Origin of the sequence: Actinomadura sp. HBU206391 (assembly GCF_014323665.1) — a bacterium.
GTDB lineage: Bacteria > Actinomycetota > Actinomycetes > Streptosporangiales > Streptosporangiaceae > Actinomadura_C.
Map to the genome: position 1 here is coordinate 1 of NZ_JABVEB010000452.1, position 3,020 is coordinate 3,020.

Consider the following 3,020-nt stretch of genomic DNA (forward strand, 5'->3'; position numbering starts at 1 on the left):
GAGAATTCTGTCGGGTTTGGAGAAGCCCGAACGCCGCGAGTCGATCAGTTGGTACGGCAAGCCGCCGCGCAGCGGGATGATCTTCCAGAAGGCGTCCGCGTTCCCGTGGATGACGGTGACGAAGAACGTCGAGTACGGCATCGACCGGTCGGTGCCGAAGAAGGAGCGGCTCGCCAAGGCCGGCGAGTGGATCGAGCGCATGGGGCTCGGCCCCTACGCGCACCGCCGCGGATCGGAGCTGTCCGGAGGGATGGCCCAGCGCGTCGCGATCGCCCGGGCGCTGGCGGCCGACACCGAACTGCTGCTGCTGGACGAGCCCTTCGCCGCCGTCGACGAACCCACCCGGATCCAGCTCCAGCAGGACCTCCTCGATGCCTGGAGCGCGGCGAGGCCGACGGTCTTCTTCGTCACGCACAGCATCTCCGAGGCGCTGCTGCTCGCCGACCGGGTCGTGCTGATGACGGCGGTGCCGGCGTCGGTGCACTCGATCATCGAGCCGCCCTTCGAACGGCCGAGGGAACTCATGCGGGTGCAGGCGGACCACGAATACCCGGAACTGGCGAACACACTGTGGACGGGACTGCAATCGGAAATGCTTCGACAGAGGTCGGCCCGATGACCACCCTCGCCGGCACGGCCCGGCGCACGCTGCTCTCCGTCGCCTCACCCGTCGTGGTGCTCGCACTCTGGGAGCTGCTCACCCGGACGAAGGCGATCGACACCCGCTTCTGGCCCGCCCCCACGACCATCGCGAGCAATCTCTGGGACGCGTTCGTGCACGGGACGCTCCGCCACGACGTGGGCGTCACCACCGTGCGCCTGCTCATCGGCATCGCGATCGGAGCCACCGCGGGCATCGTGGTCGGCCTGGGAATGGGCCTCTCACGCACCTTCCGCACGCTGGTCCGTCCGCTGATGGCGATGACCTATCCGATTCCCAAGATCGCTGTGCTGCCGCTGTTCCTGCTGGTGTTCGGGCTCGGTGAGACGACGATGTGGGCGATCGTCTCCGTCGGCGTGTTCTACCTGGTCGCGATGAACAGCTTCGCCGGCATCCGCGAGATCGATCCCATCTACGGCGAGACGGCCACGGTCTACCGGGTCTCGCACTGGCGCCGGATCTGGACCGTGGCGCTGCCCGGCGCGCTGCCCCTGATGCTCACCGGCATCGAACTCGGGATCGGCGTCGGCTTCCTGCTCGTCGTCTCGGCCGAGTTCGTCAACGGCTCGACCGGGCTCGGGCACGCGATCTGGCAGGCGTGGCAGACCTTCGACGTCCCCCTCATGTACGCGGCGCTGGCCGTCATCGCGATCTATGGCCTCATCGTCCAGGTGGTCATGCGCACCCTCCACAAGCGGCTGGTGCCCTGGCGGATCGAGCACGACTGATCGGCGACAGCCGAGCCGGGAGACCGGCTCAGCGCCTTGGAACGTTCCGCCCACCCATCTGCCCGGCCGGCCGGCGCCAGCCGTCCGGCGGCCGAACGAATCGTTTCACCATCGTTTCAACTTCGAAGGAGACGTCCATGATGCGTCGTCGTGCGGCAAGCGGTGTCCTCGCACTGCTCTGCCTCGTGCTGGCCGCGGCCTGCGGCAGCAACTCCGAATCGGGCGGCGGCTCGGGCGGCTCCGACTCCAAGACCACGACGCTCAACGTCGGGCTGTTCGGAGCGCTCTCCGACGCAGGTCTGATCACGGCCCAGAAGAAGGGCTACTTCACCGCCGAGAGGCTGGACGTCAAGTTCGTGCCCTCGCAGTCCGCACCGACGATCATCAGCCTCACCGCGGCCGGAAAGCTCGACGCGTCCGGCACCTCGGCCACTCCCGGCCTGTTCAACGCGATCAGCCGTGGTGTGAAGCTGAAGATCGCGGCCGACAAGGGGAAGATCGACCCGACGCACAGCTGGACGGGCCTTGTCGTCCGGCAGGACCTGTTCGGCTCGGGTGCCATCACCTCCGTCGCGCAGCTGAAGGGCAAGCGCATCGGAGTACCGGACGTGAACACCGCGACCGGCGCCGAACTGGCCAAGGCCCTGGAGTCGGCCGGCCTGTCCATCAAGGACGTCAAGCTCGTGCCGCAGAACCCCGCAGACAGCTTCGCCGCGCTGCAGAGCAAGTCGGTCGACGCCGCCGCGTTGCAGGAGCCGTTCATCGCTCAGGCGACGGCGAAGAAGGTCGGGCATGTCCTGTTGCCCTTCGGCACGGTGATGCCGGGGGCGGCGAACGGGATCATCCTCTACGGCGAGAAGCTGGCGACGAACAAGGACCTCTCGGCACGGTTCCTCAAGGCCTATCTGAAGGGCGTCGCGGACTACAACGCCGCGTTCCCCACCGATGGCAAGAAGCCGGTCGGGCGCGATGAGATCGTCAGTTACCTCGTCGCGGCGACGTCGGTGAAGTCCCCGGAGCTGTACGAGAAGATGGCCCCGGTCCTGCTGGCGCCGGACGGCAAGGTCGACATGGCGTCCATCGACGCCTTCCAGCAGTTCTTCAAGAGCATCGGAAGCCAGCAGACCATCGTCCCGAGCAGTGAGTACCTGCTCGACGCCGCGAAGTAGGGCGTGCCGATGCCGTCCTCAGCCGTGCACGACGTGCACTGCCATTTCGTCCCGCCGGCGACCCGGGAGTTCCTCGCGGCCGCGCCGTCGGTGACGCTCACCGAGCGCGGGATCGTCCGCGGGGCGGCGGTGCTGCCGCTGCCCGGCCGGCTCTCCGGCCTCGGCGCCTTCGACGCGCACCGTGCCGCCCTGGCCGGTGTCGTCGTGGCCCCGCCGCCGGCCCTGTACCTGGAGGACGTCGCCGCCGAGAACGGCGACTACGTCCTTGAGGTCAACGGCCCGCTCGCCGACCTCGCCCGCGACAGGCAGGGGGTCAGCGCGCTCGCCTGGCTGCCTCTGTCGTCTCCGGAGGCGGCGGTAACGGAAGTGGAGCGGATCGCCGCCGACGACACGGTCGCCGGCGTCGTGGTGGGCACGTCGCTCGGCGCGGCCGTGGCGGATCCGTCGCTCGCGGCCGTATGG

4 protein-coding genes are annotated in these 3,020 nt (G+C 68.7%); all 4 read left to right on the plus strand.

The window, feature by feature from the left end; all coding sequences use genetic code 11:
- Positions 1-619, plus strand: a 619-nt coding sequence (locus tag HKK72_RS38125; RefSeq protein WP_222721652.1) for an ABC transporter ATP-binding protein, incomplete at its 5' end; no start/stop codon positions are given.
- Complete coding sequence (locus HKK72_RS38130; protein WP_187239247.1) at positions 616-1,389, plus strand: ABC transporter permease; 774 nt, start codon at positions 616-618, stop codon at positions 1,387-1,389. The genes HKK72_RS38125 and HKK72_RS38130, both read left to right, overlap by 4 nt.
- Positions 1,390-1,526: 137 nt before the next feature.
- Positions 1,527-2,558: an ABC transporter substrate-binding protein gene (locus HKK72_RS38135; RefSeq protein WP_187239248.1), complete on the plus strand. Its 1,032-nt coding sequence runs from the start codon at positions 1,527-1,529 to the stop codon at positions 2,556-2,558.
- 9 nt (positions 2,559-2,567) lie between these two features.
- A partial coding sequence (locus tag HKK72_RS38140; RefSeq protein ID WP_222721653.1) for a hypothetical protein occupies positions 2,568-3,020 on the plus strand: 453 nt, incomplete at its 3' end.